The sequence below is a fragment of the Sphingomonas sp. DMC8 genome, from assembly GCF_056314185.1.
Window position 1 is genome coordinate 248,737 of the sequence record NZ_JBQUYV010000007.1, and the last position, 14,529, is coordinate 263,265.

Below are 14,529 nucleotides of genomic sequence, written 5' to 3' on the forward strand. Positions count from 1 at the left end.
AACACATATCCACCCTGTGGGAACACGAAGTGTAATTCCGTCTGGACAGCAACTTCCTAAACTTAGCCACACAAGGAATCGCAATCCAGTCAAGGAATTCACAATGTCTCAGCCCCAGCGCTTCGAGGATCTGGTCCCCGCCCCCGCCGGCCGATTCGACGGAATCACCCGCCCCTACAGCCCGGCCGATGTGGCGAAGCTGCGCGGCTCGCTGCCGGTCGAGCACACGCTTGCCCGCCGCGGCGCGCTGAAGCTGTGGGAGCTGCTGCGCACTGAGGACTATGTCCATGCGCTCGGCGCCCTTTCCGGCAACCAGGCGATGCAGATGGTCCGCGCCGGGCTGAAGGCGATCTATCTCTCGGGCTGGCAGGTCGCGGCCGATGCCAACACCGCCGGCCAGATGTATCCCGACCAGTCGCTCTACCCGGCCAATGCCGGGCCGGAGCTGGCGCGGCGGATCAACGCTACCCTCCAGCGCGCCGACCAGATCGAGCATATGGAAGGCGGCGCCACCCGCGACTGGTTCGCGCCGATCGTCGCCGATGCCGAGGCCGGCTTCGGTGGCCCGCTCAACTGCTTCGAGATCATGAAGGCGTACATCGCCGCGGGTGCGGCGGGCGTGCATTATGAGGACCAGCTCGCCAGCGAGAAGAAGTGCGGCCATCTCGGCGGCAAGGTGCTGATCCCGACCCAGGCGCATATCCGCAACCTCGATGCGGCGCGGCTGGCGGCGGATGTGTGCGGCGTACCGACGGTGATCTGCGCGCGGACCGATGCCGAATCGGCGCGGCTGATCACCTCGGACGTCGACGAGCGCGACCATGAATTCCTGACCGGCGACCGCACCCCCGAAGGGTTCTTCCGCCTGAAGGAAGGCACCGGTGTCGACCATTGCATCAAGCGCGGCCTGGCCTTTGCCGAACATGCCGACCTGTTGTGGTGGGAGACGAGCCATCCGAATCTCGACGACGCCCGCCGCTTCGCCGAGGCGATCAAGAAGGCGCATCCGAACAAGATGCTGGCGTACAATTGCTCGCCGAGCTTCAACTGGGAGAAGAATCTGGACAAGGACGACATCGCCCGTTTCCAGCGCGAAATCGGCGCGATGGGGTACAAGTTCCAGTTCGTCACCCTCGCCGGCTTCCACAGCCTGAACTACGGCATGTACGAGCTGGCGCGCGGATACCGGGATCGCGGCATGGCGGCCTATTCGGAGCTGCAGCAGGCCGAGTTCGCCGCCGAGGCGAATGGCTACACCGCCACCCGCCACCAGCGCGAAGTCGGCACCGGCTATTTCGACGCGGTCGCCCAGGCCGTGGCCGGCGGCGAAAGCTCGACCACCGCACTCGCCGAAAGCACCGAAGCCGCCCAGTTCAAGACCATGCAAGCCGCGTGAAAGGAGAGAATGCCATGTCCACCGAACCCCAGCGCAGCCGCGCCGTTTTCTCGACCGAAGACTTCCGCCTGCTCCGCGAAGCCGTCGGCAGCCATCTGCAACAGGTGAAGGACAAGCCGGAATCGGTGAAGTTCTCCAACCTCTACCATCGACTGGGCCGCGTCGCCTGACGCCCCCACTGCCTTTCCTGGGGAGGAAAGGTGCCCGCCGGACCCAGGTCCGGCGGGCATTTTGGCGTTCAGGCGAGCGGCTGAATCCAGCGCCTGAACCAAGCTACCAGCTCTTCTACGGTCAAGTGGCCCGCAGCCAGTTCAAGAAAGGTCGTCACCAGTTCGACATCGCCACAGGTCAGAACATAGCCGTTCAGAGCCAGAAAAGTTTCGCTCACAACCGCCGCCGTCCGCTTGTTACCATCGACGAACGGGTGGTTGCGGGCGATTCCAAATGCATATGCAGCGGCAAGTTCCGCTGCATCCGGCTCCCCGTAAGCAACCAAATTCAAAGGCCGGGCCATGGCGCTTTCCAGCATGTTGCGGTCACGAACGCCAGCCGCGCCGCCGTGTTCGGCAAGCTGCTCGCCATGCGCAGCGATTGTCACAGCCACGTCCACCCAAACCCAATCAGCCATTTACTTGGCGAGTTCGCGCAGCGCCGCGCGGCGCCGAACCATGACTTCACGCGCGACCTTCATTTGCTCTTCAAAGTCGGGGTCGTTTCTGGTGAGCGCCACGCCGCTATCCGTTTCACTGAGGAACAGCTCGTCGCCCAGCTCCACCCGCAACCGCGCCAGGATTTCCTTGGGCAGGATGACACCGGCAGAGTTGCCGATCTTGATGATCTTGAGCGGCTTGGTCATACGATCGTTATAACATCAGCCTGCCGGATCAGCAACACCCCGCATCCGCGCCAGCCGGGCGGCGTGTTCCGCCTTGCCGAAGGGGAAGCGGCGATAGAGCAGCGCGCCGGTCAGCCCCAGTGCGATATACACGCCGCAGAACAGCAGGGTGAACCGGTCGACCACCGCCACCGGCACCGTCCCCGGCACCGCGCCATCGGGAAAGCCCGAAACCGACAGGATCAGCCCGGTGGCAAAGATGCCCAGCCCGCTCGAGCATTTCTGGACGAAGAAGAAGCCGGCGAAGAACACGCCTTCGGATCGCCGGCCGGTCTCCATCTCCGACTGCTCGACCACGTCGGCAAGCATCGACGCGCCCAGCATGGTGGAGGCCACGGCGCACATCACGTTGATGGTGAAGATCACGAAGAGCAGCGGCAGCAGCACCGGGCTCCCCGGCCCGGGGAACAGGCCCGCCAGCCGCAGCAGATAGGGCGAGGTGAGCAGGAACGCCGCGGCCACCAGGAACAAGGTCGCCGCCAGCGGCTTGCCCAGCCACTGCGCCACCCGCCGCACCAGCAGAAAGGCGAAGAACACGCCCAGCAACAGCGTGCCGCCCAGCAGCTGATAGGCCAGCGGCCCGAAACGCCAGACATGGGCATAAAGATAGTTGGACATCGAAAAGCTGATGCCCTGCGCCGTGTAATAGCTGAGCCCCGCCGCCATCAGGATCAGGAAGGCAGGGTTGCGCACGGTCCGGAACAGCTCGGCCATGCTCGCGCCGAACGGCTTCCGCTCTATGTCCACCCTGGGCAGGTTCTTGATCTCGTGATGGGTGCCCAGCGCCGATCCCAGGATCGCCACCACCATCATCCCCGCCCCCGCCAGCGCGAACAGCGGATAGCCGGCGCGGTCGAACTGGCCGTGCGGCTGGCCGGCGCGTTCAGCCAGGAACCAGCCATAGGAGAGCGTCAGCATCGCCATCCCGCCGGCCCAGCCGAACAGGAAACGCCACGCCATGATCCGCGTCCGCTCGTCATAATCGGAGGAAAGCTCGGGACTCAGCGCCTGCGAGGGGACTTCGAAGGCCGATACCGCGGTTCGCACCAGCACGGCGGTAACGAACAGCCAGCCAAGCAGCGCGCCGTGCGACCAGGCGGGCGGGTTCCAGAGCAGCAGCCAGCCGGCGCCGATCGGCAGCGCGGCGGCATACATCCAGGGATGGCGCCGCCCCCAGCGGCTGCGCGTCCGGTCGGACAGGAATCCGATCGCCGGATCGATGAACGCATCGAGGAACAGCGCGCACATGATGACCAGCCCTACTTCGGCCGCCGGCAACCCAACCACCTGATTGTAGAACAGCAGCAGGAAGCTGACGAAGCCGAAATCCTTCACGCCATAGGCGACCGCGCCAAAGCCATAGGCGAACAGGGTCGGCGTGGCGACGCGCCGCGCCTCGGGAAGGGCGGCTGGGGCGGCGCTGCGGCCATGCATGCTGATTTCTCCGTTGAACGCGAGAAGGCGGGATACAGGGCCGCGCCCGGCCGGGCAAATGAAACGCTTTGGAATAAAGGGTATGGCTTGTCGCAACCCGTGGATAGGCTATACCGGCATGGATTAGAAGAGAGAGGATGCATGGCCCTCGAACCCGAGCTGTTCGATGCGCTGATCGACACGGTTCGCCGCTTCGTTTCCGAGCGGCTCCGCCCGCGCGAGGCGGAGGTGGAGGCAGCCGACGCGATCCCGGCCGATCTGGTCGCGGAGATGCAGGCGCTCGGCCTGTTCGGCCTGTCGATCGCCGAGGAATTTGGCGGCCTCGGCCTCACCATGTCCGAGGAATGCCGCGTCGCGATCGAGCTGGGTCGCACCACCCCGGCCTTCCGCTCGACCTTCGGCACCAATGTCGGCATCGGCAGCCAGGGGCTGGTGATCGCCGGCACGCCCGAACAAAAGGCCGCGTGGCTGCCGCGCATCGCCAGCGGCGCGATCATCACCAGCTTTGCCCTGACCGAGCCCGATGTCGGATCGGATTCGGGCGCCGTGAAGACCCGGGCGGTGCGCGACGGCGATGTCTATCGGCTTTCCGGCACCAAGCGCTACATCACCAATGCCGACAAGGCCGATCTCTTCACCGTGATGGCCCGGACCGGCGACGAACCCGGCGGGCGCGGCGTTTCTGCCTTTCTCGTCCCTCGCGATCTGCCCGGCCTGTCGGTCGGCGAGCCCGAGAAGAAGATGGGGCAAAAGGGCGCGAAGGTCGCCGATGTCATCTTCGACAATGTCCCCGTCCCCGCCGCCAACCGGCTGGGCGAGGAGGGCGAGGGCTTCCGCATCGCCATGCAGGTGCTCGACCGCGGGCGGCTGCACATTGCGGCGGTGTGCGTCGGCGTGGCCGAGCGGCTGATCGCCGATTGCGTCGCCTATGCCAGCGAGCGCCGCCAGTTCGGCAAGCCGATCGCCGAGCACCAGCTGATCCAGGCGATGCTGGCCGATTCCAAGACCGAGGCGCTCGCCGCGCGGGCGCTGGTGCTGGAAACAGCCCGTGCGAAGGATGCCGGCGGCAACACGACGATGGAGGCGGCGGCGGCGAAGTACTTCGCCAGCGAGATGGTCGGTCGCGTGGCGGACCGCGCCGTCCAGATCTTCGGCGGCGCCGGCTATATCGCCGATTACGGGATCGAACGGCTGTACCGCGATGTCCGCCTGTTCCGCATCTACGAAGGCACCAGCCAGATCCAGCAACTGATCATCGCCCGCGAAACGCTGAAGCGGGGTGGATAAAAATGCCCTCTCTCCTTCGGGGAAGAGGGTTGGGAGAGGGGCAGTGAGCCCATGGTCTCCCTCACCCTTCCCACCGCCTTCGGCGGCGGGCCCCTTCCTCTCCCAAGGGTAGAGGGAGCTTGAACACCTCTCCCTTTGGGAGAGGGAGGGGCCCATCGCGCAGCGATGGGAGGGTGAGGGTGAACAAATTTTGAGAGGGAGAAAGGTATGGATATCACTTCGCTGTTCCGCCTCGACGGCCGCGTGGCGCTGGTCACCGGCGGATCGCGCGGCATCGGCCGGATGATTGCGGAAGGCTTCGTCGCCTCGGGGGCCAAAGTCTATGTTTCCTCTCGCAAGGCAGCGGCCTGTGAGGAAACCGCCGCCGCGCTGGGGCCGAACGCCATCCCCCTGCCCCATGACGTCTCGACGGTGGAGGGCTGCCGCGCGCTTGCTGCCGATCTGGCGGCGCGCGAACCCCGGCTCGACATCCTCGTCAACAATGCCGGCGCCGCCTGGGGCGAGCCGTTCGAGAATTTCCCGGAAAAGGGCTGGGACAAGGTGATGGACCTGAACGTCAAGTCGCCCTTCTTCCTGACCCAGGCACTGCACGGGCTGCTCAAGGTCGGCGGCAGCGCCGACCGCCCGGCCAAGGTGATCAACATCACTTCGATCGACGGCCAGCGGCTGAACGCCTGGGAAACCTATAGCTATCACGCCTCGAAATCGGCGCTGATCTATCTCACCAAGCGCATGGCTGCCCGGCTTGTGCGCGACCATATCAACGTCACGTCTATCGCCCCGGGCGCCTTTGCCAGCGACATGAACAAGGCCGCGCGCGACCATGGCAGCACCGTCGCCAAGGCGATCCCCGCCCGCCGCATCGGCGTCGACGAGGACATGGCAGGCGCGGCCATCTATCTGGCAAGCCGCGCCGGCGACTATGTGATCGGCGAAACCGTCACCGTCGACGGCGGGCTGGTCAATGCTTCGCTGGGGGCGAGCATCGACGGCTGATGCCGCCGATGCGCATGCCCGGATCAGCGCGCGATGTCACCCGCTGCCAGCACCGCCAGCGTCACCAGTTCGCTGGCGGTGGAGGTCATAGGCGCGATCTGCACCGACTTTTCCATGCCGATCAGCATCGGGCCGATCGTCGAATCACCGCCCAGCTCGCGCAGCAGCTTGGCGGCAATGTTCGCCGATTGCAGGCCCGGCATGATCAGCACATTGGCCGGGCCGGAAAGGCGCGCGAATGGATAATTGGCGAGCAGCTTCGGGTTCAGCGCCACATCCGGCGCCATGTCGCCTTCATATTCGAAGGTGACGCCCCGCGCATCGAGCACCTTCACGGCGTCGCGGATATTGTCGATCCACTTGCCCTCGGGGTTGCCGAAGGTCGAATAGCTGAGCATCGCCACGCGCGGCTCATGCCCCATGCGGCGGGCTACCTGCACCGTGCGCTCGGCAATATCGGCCAGTTCTTCGGCGTTGGGGCGCTCGTTGACCGTGGTGTCGGCGATGAACACGGTGTGCGACTGGCCGACCAGCACATGGATGCCAAACGGTGCGCGGCCGTCCACAGGGTCTATCACGCGGCGCACCTGGCGCATCGTCTCAGCATAGGTGCGCGTCACGCCGGTGATCATCGCATCGGCATGGCCCAGACGCAGCAGCAGCGAACCGAAGATATTGCGGTCGCGGTTGACCATCCGCTCGCAGTCGCGGCGGAGATAGCCCCGGCGCTGAAGGCGCTTGTACAGCGTCTCGACCATCTCCTCGACCAGCGGCGAGTTGACGCTGTTGTGCACTTCGAAATGATCGGGATTGGCGCCCAGCGCACGCAGCCGCTCATGTACCGACTCGCGGCCGACCAGCACCGGCGTGCCATAACCGCCTTCCTGGAAGGCGATGGCAGCGCGCAGCACCACTTCTTCTTCGCCCTCGGCGAAAATCACCCGCTTCGGCTGCGCCCGCGCACCTTCATAGGCCATGCTGAGCACCGAGGTGGTCGGGTTCATCCGCGCGCGCAATTGCTGGCGATAGGCGGTCATGTCGATGATCGGCCGGGTTGCCACGCCCGAATCCATCGCCGCCTGCGCCACTGCCGCCGGAATGATCTCGATGAGGCGCGGATCGAACGGCGTCGGGATGATATAGTCGGGACCGAAGCTGTGCGACGTGCCATACGCCGTCGCCACTTCCTCGGGCACCTGCTGGCGGGCGAGTTCGGCCAGCGCGCGGGCGGCGGCGACCTTCATCGCATCGTTGATCCCCGTCGCGCGCACGTCGAGCGCGCCGCGGAAGATGAACGGGAAGCACAGCACATTGTTGACCTGGTTCGGATAGTCCGAACGGCCGGTGGCGATGATCACGTCCGGCCGCACGCGCTTGGCTTCGGGCGGGGTGATTTCGGGATCGGGGTTGGCCATCGCGAAGATGATCGGCTTGTCCGCCATCTTCGCAAGCAGCTCTGCCGGCAGCGCATTGGCAGCGGAGAGGCCGAGGAACACGTCCGCCCCTTCCAGCGCCTCGGCCAGCGTGCGCCGGTCGGTCTTGGCGGCATGCGCCGACTGCCACTGGTTCACGCCTTCGCGGCCCTGATAGATCACGCCGGTGCGGTCGCACATCAGCAGATTGTCGCCCGGCAGGCCCATCGCCTTGATCAGTTCGGTGCAGGCGATCGCAGCGGCGCCGGCGCCATTCACGACGATCTTGGTGGTCTTGATGTCACGCCCGGTCAGGTGCAGCGCGTTGATAAGGCCGGCGGCAGCGATGATCGCAGTGCCGTGCTGGTCGTCATGGAACACCGGAATGTTCATGCGTTCGCGCAGCGTCTGCTCGATCACGAAGCATTCGGGCGCCTTGATGTCTTCCAGGTTGATGCCGCCGAAGCTCGGCTCCATCAGTTCGACCGCATCGATAAAGCGGTCGACATCCTCGGTCTTGAGCTCAAGGTCGATCGAATCGACATCGGCGAAGCGCTTGAACAACACCGCCTTGCCTTCCATCACCGGCTTGGAGGCAAGCGCGCCGAGATTGCCGAGCCCCAGAATCGCGGTGCCGTTCGAGATCACCGCGACCAGATTGCCCTTGGCAGTATAGTCATAGGCCGTGCTCGGATTTTCCGAGATCGCCAACACCGGCACTGCCACGCCCGGCGAATAGGCCAGCGCCAGATCGCGCTGTGTCGCCATGGGTTTGGAGGCGATGATCTCGATCTTACCCGGCCGCCCTTCCGCGTGATAGCGAAGCGCTTCGCGATCGGAAAACTGGACGTTGCTGTCTTCGGCCATCCGCTCAATCCTAACCCATGTCGTTTAGGCCCCTTAAGCAGCACGGGGAGGGGATTGCAAACCGGCGGCGCGTTATTTGGGTGCTTTCCCCGACGTCGTTTCGGGCGGGCGGATCGCATAGAGCGCGCTGTCGCCAGACTGCCAGAGCAGCGCAAGACGCGGCTGGTGGGCATTAGGCGGAAGCCGGACATCGATCAGCCAGAGATAATCGGCCTGGTCGAGCGGCAACAGCGGCAATTGCTCCGCCATAGTCCGCCGCGTCCGTTCGCTGATCACCTTCTTGATGCAGCGCTGCGGCGAGACGAGCTGAGAGGGATCGCGGGCGAAAACCGGCGGCGCATAGCGGATGCGCAGCAGGTGGAGCGACGGCACCGCCCAATGCGCATTCACCCAGGCGCCGCGCAGCGGCGTCGCGAGATTGCCGAGATGGGTGGTGCGGGACTGGCGCCAGTCCTCGAGCCCGCAGCCGTCGCGGACCAGGTTGAGCACCCGGCTGCCCGGCGCGACATGGTCGAGCGCGGCGAGCTCACGGCGATACTCGGCAGCATAGTCGATGAAACTCGCCGTGGTGAGGCCGAACCGTACCGCCAGCAGGGCGATGCCGGCCCAGGCCACTTGCAATCGCCGCGCCCGCGCCACAGCGCTCCAGTCCTGCAATGCCAGCGCCAGCAGGAAGACATAGGGAGCGATCCGCATGTCGACATTGTTGCTGCCGGAAAGCTGGCGGGGCGCGACAAGGAACAGCAGCAGCGTCGCCATCACCGGCCAGAATGCCCTCGGCGCCAGTCGCGCGCCCAGCCACCAGCCGAGGATCAGCACCAGCAGCGCGAGTGCCGCCGTCGCGATGTCGAGAACGGCATTCTGGTCGCGGACCATGCCGATCAGCTCGTCGAACTTCTGCGGCACCGACCAGTCGGTGATCCCGCCGCCGCCCTCATGCGCCAGCAGCACCGGCAGCACCGCGAAGGCGAGCGGCCACAGCCGTGCGATCAACCGCCCCGCCGGCGCGCGGTGCCAGGTGGAGGGGCGCCACGCCTGCGCCTCGCCGAACTCGTAGCTCGCAATCCAGACGAACAGCAGCGCGCCGCCTTCGGCATGGCCGACGAACAATGCCGGGATCAGCAAGGCGAAGACGATGCCGCGCAGCCACGGGCGCTGCTCCCAGCGCGGCCAGAGCGCAAAGCCGCACAGCGCCAGCGCGGCGCTGAGCGAATAATTGACAAAGCCCCACAGGAACGGGCTGTTATAGACGAAGATCAGCGCCCAGGGCAGCGCGGCGGCACCCTGCGGATTGATCCGCCGCGTCAGCGCCATCAGGCCGATCACGGTGAGAACGGGGACGGCGATACAGGCGAGCCACATGGTCGCAAACGGGTCGAGCAGCGGATGGAGCGCCTGCACCAGCAGATCGACTGCCAGGTTGAGCTTCAACTGCCAGACAAACCCGAAATAGCGCCACAGCCCGCTTTCCGCCGGCGCCACCTGCACTGCGAACCGGCCGATATGACCCGGCACATCGGTGAGCGGCGGAATGCGGACGAACAGGAACGGCAGGGCGGACGCGATCGCGACGGCCGCGATCGCATACCACCGCAACCAGACAGCGGTGCGAGCCGGTACGCGCGAGAACAACATGGGCGCGCGCCTTATCCCCAATTTCTGCAGCCGTCATCCCATCGCGGCGGTTGTGCGCGCCCCCTGCAATCCGGTAGCGCAAGCGGATGTCGTCTGCCGCCCCCACTCCGATGATGGCCCAGTATCTCGCGCTCAAGGAAGAGGCGGGGGATTGCCTGCTCTTCTACCGGATGGGCGACTTCTTCGAGCTGTTCTTCGAGGATGCGAAGATCGCCAGCGCCGTGCTCGACATCGCCCTCACCGCCCGCGGCGAGCATGACGGCGACAAGATTCCGATGTGCGGTGTGCCGGTGCACGCGATGGAGGCATATCTCGCGCGCCTCATCAAGGCCGGCCACCGCGTCGCCATCGCCAACCAGACCGAGACGCCCGAGGAAGCGAAGAAACGCGGCGGATCCAAGGCGCTGGTTGCCCGGGCGATTATCCGGGTCGTCACCGCCGGCACCCTGACCGAGGAAGCGCTGCTCGACAGCCGCAGCGCCAACTGGTGCGTGGCGGTGGGCGAGGCGGGCGGCGGCGTCGCCATCGCCTGTGCCGACATCTCGACGGGTCGCTTCGAGCTGATCGAGACCGAAGCCCCGCGCCTGAGTGCCGAACTCGCCCGCCTGAACCCGGCGGAGATCATCGCCAGCGAGGCGAGCGACTTTGCCGATCTCGCCACCGCCTTGCGGCCCAGGATCGATTTCGACAGCAGCGGCGGCGAAGCGCGTCTGAAGTCGCTGTTCGGCGTCGCCACGCTCGACGGATTCGGCCAGTTCTCGCGCGCGGGGCTTGCAGCAGCAGGCGGGCTGGTTGCCTATCTCGACCACACCGCCAAGGGCTCACTGCCCTTTCTCCGCCCGCCGCGCATCAGCCAGGCCGAAGCGGCGATGGCGATCGACGCCGCGACGCGCGAGAGCCTGGAGCTGACCGTCAGCGCCGCCGGCACACGCAAGGGCAGCCTGCTCGATGCGGTCGACCGCACCGTCACCGGCGCCGGCGCCCGGCTGCTCGGCGCCGACATCGCCGCCCCGCTGATGGACCGCGCCGCCATCGACGCGCGGCTCGACCTCGTCCAGCATTTCCACGACGATTCGAGCCTGCGCGACAGCGTCCGCGCCACGCTGCGTGCCCTGCCCGACATCGGCCGCGCGCTCGGCCGCCTTGCTGCTGGTCGCGGGTCGCCGCGCGATCTCGGCCAGCTGCGCGACGGCCTCGACGGCGCCTGGCGGCTCGGCGAGCGGCTCGACCAGCTTGCCGACGCCCCCGCCCTGCTGCGCGAACTGGCGCCGCAACTGCGCGGGCACGGCGCGCTGATCGACCTGCTTGGCCGCGCGCTGGTGCCCGAGCCGCCGGTCGATGCAGCGCATGGCGGTTACATTGCCGAGGGCTATGACGCCGCGCTCGACGATCTGCGCGATGCCGGTGCCGGGGGCCGCCGCGCCATTGCCGCGCTGGAGGGCGATTATCGCGCCCGCACCGGCATTTCGGCACTCAAGATCCGCCATAACGGCGTGCTCGGTTATCATATCGAAGTGCCGGCCCGCTCGGCCGATGCGCTGATGAAGCCCGACAGCGGCTTTACCCATCGCCAGACGCTGGCCGGCGTCGTCCGCTTCAACGCGCCCGAGCTGCACGATGTCGCGATCAAGGTGACGCAGGCCGGCGCCCATGCGCTCGCCGCCGAAGCCGCGCATCTGGAGGATCTGACCGGGCAAGCACTCGCCCGCAGCGAAGCGATCGCCGCCACCGCCGACGCGCTCGCCCGGATCGATGTCGCCGCGGCGCTGGCCGAACGCGCAGCGGAAGGCGGCTGGGCGCGCCCGGCGCTGGTCGACCATGCCTGTTTCGACATCGAGGGGGGGCGTCACCCGGTGGTCGAAGCCGCCGTCACCCGCGCCGGCGGCCGGTTCGTGGCGAATGACTGCAAGCTTTCAGAAGACTCCCGATTGTGGCTGGTCACCGGCCCGAACATGGGCGGCAAGTCGACCTTCCTGCGCCAGAACGCGCTGATTGCGGTACTGGCACAGGCCGGCAGCTATGTCCCCGCCACCCGCGCGACGCTGGGGCTGGTCGACCGGCTTTTCAGCCGCGTCGGCGCCTCGGACAATCTCGCGCGCGGCCGCTCGACCTTCATGGTCGAAATGGTCGAGACCGCGGCGATCCTGGCGCAGGCCACCCCGCGCAGCTTCGTGATCCTCGACGAGGTCGGGCGCGGCACCTCGACCTATGACGGCCTCGCCATCGCCTGGGCAGTGGTGGAGGCGATTCATGAGGACAATCGCTGCCGCTGCCTGTTCGCGACCCATTATCACGAACTGACCCGGCTGGCCGAACGCTGCGACGCGCTCACCCTCCACCATGTCCGCGCCCGCGAATGGAAGGGCGACCTCGTCCTGCTCCACGAACTCGCCGAGGGGCCTGCGGATCGCAGCTATGGCCTGGCAGTCGCGCGGCTGGCGGGGATGCCGCCGGCAACCGTAAAGCGCGCGAAGGCGGTGCTCGACAAGCTGGAAGCGGGCCGCGCCAAGACTGGCGGGCTTGCGGCGGGCCTCGACGACCTCCCGCTGTTCGCTGCCGCGCAGCAGGTAGAAGAGGAAAAGGTCGACGCCCTGCGTGCAGAACTGGAGGGGCTCGATGTCGACGCCCTCAGCCCACGCGAGGCATTGGACCTGCTGTACCGGCTGAAGGGATTGGCGCGCGAAGGCTGAAGGCTCAGGCCGCGCGCCGCTCGGCCTCCTGGGCGCGGACCATGAACGCCACGGCATCGTCATGCGCCAGCGGCCGCGAGAACAGATAGCCCTGGAACTCGTTGCAGCCAAAGGCACGCAGGAACACGCGCTGCGCATCCTGCTCAACGCCTTCGGCCGTAACGCCGATTCCCAGCGAATGGCCGATGCCCAGCACCGCCTGGATGATCGCCCGCGCGTCCTGCGACGTGCCCAGTTCGCGCACGAAGCTCTGGTCGATCTTCACCCGGTCCACCGCCAGCCGGTGGAGGTGCGACAGGCTGGAATAGCCGGTACCGAAATCGTCGAGCACCAGTTGTACACCCTCGCGCCGCAGCCGGGCGAGCGTATCCCGCACCGGCTGGTCGACGGTGAGCATCGCGGTTTCGGTAATCTCCAGCTGCAACTGGCTGGGCGGCAATCCCTCCGCCTTCAATATCTCCAGGATTCGCGCATCCATGCCCGGACTGCGCAACTGGACCGGCGACAGGTTCACGGCAATCGGCACGCCCGGAAAGGCCGCCATCGTCCGAGCCGCCTGGGCCAGCACCTGCTCGCCCAGCGGCACGATCAGCCCCGTTTCCTCCGCAATGCCGATGAAGGTGCCGGGCATCAGCAGCCCGCGTTCGGGATGGCGCCAGCGCACCAGCGCTTCCATGCCCACCAGCCGGCTGCCCGAGAACTCGACGACGGGCTGATAATGCACGTCGAACTGGTCGCCGGCAGTGATCGCCGCCCGCAGATCCTTTTCCAGCGCCCGCCGCTCGCGCAGCCGCTCGCCCAGCGCCGCGTCGAACATCCGGTAGCAGCCACGGCCTTCGCGCTTCGCCTCGTACACCGCGACATCGGCGCGGCGATGCAGTTCATCGGGATCGACGCCGGCTTCTGCCGCCGCACAACCGACCGATGCGCCGCTGATGACAGTGCCACCCGGAAGTTCGACCGGTTGTGCCGCCACCGCCAGAATCGCGCGGCACAGCGCTTCCAACGCCTTTTCGCAGCCCGCATCGCTGACCAGCACTGCGAACTCGTCGCCGCCGATGCGTGCCACCGTGTCCGAACCGCGCATCAGCGCGCTCAGCCGGTCGGCAAAGCTGCGCAGCAGTGCGTCGCCCGCAGGATGGCCGAACGCATCATTGACGTCCTTGAAATGGTCCAGGTCGACGAAAATCAACGCCGGTGATGCCGCACCGTCACGGTCCAGCGCATAGCGCAGCCGATCCGCAAGCAGTTTGCGATTGGCGAGCCCGGTGAGCGGGTCGTGCAGCGCCAGATAGCGGTTGCGCGCCTCTGCTTCATAGCGCTCGGTCAGGTCGGTAATCACTGTCAGCAGCAGGCGCTCGCCCTGCACGTCGATGAGCCGGCGACGGCAGATGACATGGATGTCGCGACCATCGGCCGCGCGAAGCGTCTCTTCGCTTTCCATATCCTCACCGGTCGCAAAGACCCGGGCATGTTCGCTGCGGACCCGCGCGGCGCTTTCCGCGCACATGAAATCTTCGGGCGTACCGTCGATCAGCTGGCTGTGCGAATAGCCGCCCATGCGGCTTAGCGCTGTATTGGCGACGACGATGCGGTGCCAGCGATCGACAAGCAATGCCGGTTGCGGCAGCGCTTCAAGCACCGCCTCCACACAGCCGCGGGTGGCAGGAAGGCGGCCGACGCTGTTGGTGCTGTCCTTCGCCACGCTTGTACTTTCGCTGCATCCACGCTGGGTGTCGATGATGCAACTTGTGCCGCGATGGCAGTGGCCGGAACAAGTTGGGGCAGTTCCATACGGCCCCGTCAAGGTTCCGGTAACCGTTTCGGCCCCGAAAATGAAAGAGGCCGCCGGGCCCCTCTCCAGGGTACCCGGCGACCTCCGACATGGTCAGCGGCCGGAGAGCTCCAGCCCGGGAG

11 protein-coding genes are annotated in these 14,529 nt (G+C 66.6%); 5 read left to right on the forward strand and 6 right to left on the reverse strand.

What is annotated here, in order from left to right; translation table 11 throughout:
* Positions 1-103 precede the first annotated feature (103 nt).
* A complete protein-coding gene (gene aceA, locus ACT53K_RS15760) occupies positions 104-1,396 on the forward strand; it encodes an isocitrate lyase (protein ID WP_476229663.1) in 1,293 nt (430 codons plus the stop codon).
* Between the two features lie 14 nt (positions 1,397-1,410).
* Entirely contained in the window at positions 1,411-1,566 is a 156-nt protein-coding gene (locus tag ACT53K_RS15765) for a hypothetical protein (RefSeq protein WP_476229664.1), read from the forward strand.
* Positions 1,567-1,634: 68 nt separating this feature from the next.
* On the opposite strand, the gene ACT53K_RS15770 is transcribed toward ACT53K_RS15765, so the two are convergent.
* The 3 genes from ACT53K_RS15770 to ACT53K_RS15780 are packed head-to-tail and all read right to left on the reverse strand — an operon-like array spanning position 1,635 to position 3,725.
* Entirely contained in the window at positions 1,635-2,024 is a 390-nt protein-coding gene (locus ACT53K_RS15770) for a type II toxin-antitoxin system death-on-curing family toxin (RefSeq protein ID WP_476229665.1), read from the reverse strand.
* On the reverse strand, positions 2,025-2,252 hold the full coding sequence (locus tag ACT53K_RS15775) for an AbrB/MazE/SpoVT family DNA-binding domain-containing protein (protein WP_476229666.1): 228 nt from the start codon (positions 2,250-2,252) through the stop codon (positions 2,025-2,027).
* A gap of 15 nt (positions 2,253-2,267) precedes the next feature.
* Positions 2,268-3,725 carry an MFS transporter gene (locus ACT53K_RS15780; protein ID WP_476229667.1) on the reverse strand — a complete coding sequence of 486 codons (1,458 nt, stop codon included), beginning with the start codon at positions 3,723-3,725 and terminating at the stop codon, positions 2,268-2,270.
* A gap of 141 nt (positions 3,726-3,866) precedes the next feature.
* On the opposite strand from ACT53K_RS15780, the gene ACT53K_RS15785 reads away from it, so the two are divergent.
* Both ACT53K_RS15785 and ACT53K_RS15790 read left to right on the forward strand, forming a co-directional pair.
* Positions 3,867-5,012, forward strand: coding sequence for an acyl-CoA dehydrogenase family protein (locus tag ACT53K_RS15785; RefSeq protein WP_476229668.1), 1,146 nt, complete (start codon positions 3,867-3,869; stop codon positions 5,010-5,012).
* A gap of 207 nt (positions 5,013-5,219) precedes the next feature.
* Positions 5,220-6,008, forward strand: a complete 789-nt coding sequence (locus ACT53K_RS15790) for an SDR family oxidoreductase (protein ID WP_476229669.1) — start codon at positions 5,220-5,222, stop codon at positions 6,006-6,008.
* A gap of 23 nt (positions 6,009-6,031) precedes the next feature.
* Here the strand turns inward: ACT53K_RS15790 and ACT53K_RS15795 are convergent, their stop codons facing one another.
* Both ACT53K_RS15795 and ACT53K_RS15800 read right to left on the reverse strand, forming a co-directional pair.
* Positions 6,032-8,287, reverse strand: a complete 2,256-nt coding sequence (locus tag ACT53K_RS15795; RefSeq protein ID WP_476229670.1) for an NADP-dependent malic enzyme — start codon at positions 8,285-8,287, stop codon at positions 6,032-6,034.
* A 72-nt stretch (positions 8,288-8,359) separates the two neighbouring features.
* Positions 8,360-9,922 carry a hypothetical protein gene (locus ACT53K_RS15800; protein ID WP_476229671.1) on the reverse strand — a complete coding sequence of 521 codons (1,563 nt, stop codon included), beginning with the start codon at positions 9,920-9,922 and terminating at the stop codon, positions 8,360-8,362.
* Between the two features lie 110 nt (positions 9,923-10,032).
* Here ACT53K_RS15800 and mutS point away from each other — a divergent pair, with 110 nt between their 5' ends.
* Positions 10,033-12,612, forward strand: a complete 2,580-nt coding sequence (gene mutS / locus ACT53K_RS15805) for a DNA mismatch repair protein MutS (protein WP_476229699.1) — start codon at positions 10,033-10,035, stop codon at positions 12,610-12,612.
* Positions 12,613-12,616: 4 nt separating this feature from the next.
* Here mutS and ACT53K_RS15810 read toward each other — a convergent pair whose 3' ends face one another.
* The gene (locus tag ACT53K_RS15810) at positions 12,617-14,317 is read right to left on the reverse strand and encodes a putative bifunctional diguanylate cyclase/phosphodiesterase (RefSeq protein WP_476229672.1); all 1,701 of its coding nucleotides are present in this window, start codon (positions 14,315-14,317) and stop codon (positions 12,617-12,619) included.
* Between the last annotated feature and the right edge of the window lie 212 nt (positions 14,318-14,529).

Bases quoted from the DNA above. Each gene is read 5' to 3' on its own strand.
- ACT53K_RS15770 (WP_476229665.1), bottom strand. From the start codon at position 2,024: ATGGCTGATTGGGTTTGGGTGGACGTGGCTGTGACAATCGCTGCGCAT.
- ACT53K_RS15780 (WP_476229667.1), bottom strand. From the start codon at position 3,725: ATGCATGGCCGCAGCGCCGCCCCAGCCGCCCTTCCCGAGGCGCGGCGC.
- ACT53K_RS15775 (WP_476229666.1), bottom strand. From the start codon at position 2,252: ATGACCAAGCCGCTCAAGATCATCAAGATCGGCAACTCTGCCGGTGTC.
- ACT53K_RS15800 (WP_476229671.1), bottom strand. From the start codon at position 9,922: ATGTTGTTCTCGCGCGTACCGGCTCGCACCGCTGTCTGGTTGCGGTGG.
- ACT53K_RS15790 (WP_476229669.1), top strand. From the start codon at position 5,220: ATGGATATCACTTCGCTGTTCCGCCTCGACGGCCGCGTGGCGCTGGTC.
- aceA (WP_476229663.1), top strand. From the start codon at position 104: ATGTCTCAGCCCCAGCGCTTCGAGGATCTGGTCCCCGCCCCCGCCGGC.
- ACT53K_RS15785 (WP_476229668.1), top strand. From the start codon at position 3,867: ATGGCCCTCGAACCCGAGCTGTTCGATGCGCTGATCGACACGGTTCGC.
- ACT53K_RS15795 (WP_476229670.1), bottom strand. From the start codon at position 8,287: ATGGCCGAAGACAGCAACGTCCAGTTTTCCGATCGCGAAGCGCTTCGC.
- ACT53K_RS15765 (WP_476229664.1), top strand. From the start codon at position 1,411: ATGTCCACCGAACCCCAGCGCAGCCGCGCCGTTTTCTCGACCGAAGAC.
- mutS (WP_476229699.1), top strand. From the start codon at position 10,033: ATGATGGCCCAGTATCTCGCGCTCAAGGAAGAGGCGGGGGATTGCCTG.